This is a genomic window from Paenibacillus sp. J22TS3, from assembly GCF_018403205.1.
Taxonomy (GTDB): Bacteria; Bacillota; Bacilli; order Paenibacillales; family Paenibacillaceae; genus Fontibacillus; species Fontibacillus tuaregi.
On the sequence record NZ_BOSF01000028.1, the window covers coordinates 1 to 272 of the forward strand.

1 rRNA gene is annotated in these 272 nt (G+C 52.2%); it reads right to left on the bottom strand.

Annotation, left to right across the window (positions count from 1 at the left end):
- Positions 1-66: ribosomal RNA gene (gene rrf / locus KJS63_RS25895) — 5S ribosomal RNA — on the bottom strand; the annotation flags it as partial.
- Between the last annotated feature and the right edge of the window lie 206 nt (positions 67-272).

Consider the following 272-nt stretch of genomic DNA (forward strand, 5'->3'; position numbering starts at 1 on the left):
GCTGGAGGGCTTAACGGTCGTGTTCGGGATGGGTACGCGTGGAACCCCTCCGCCATCGCCACCAAACATGATTTTTCGAAGCTTCCGCTTCTCGAAATCGCTGCGAGAAAATATCAGTCCTTGATAACGACCCCACATCTTCTCCTCAGGCTTGATCGCCTGAAAACTAGATACGAAACGAACTTGCGCATCCCCGTCATGCTCGGGGTATTTGTTTGGATAAGCCCTCGACCGATTAGTACTGGTCAGCTCCATGCATTGCTGCACTTCCA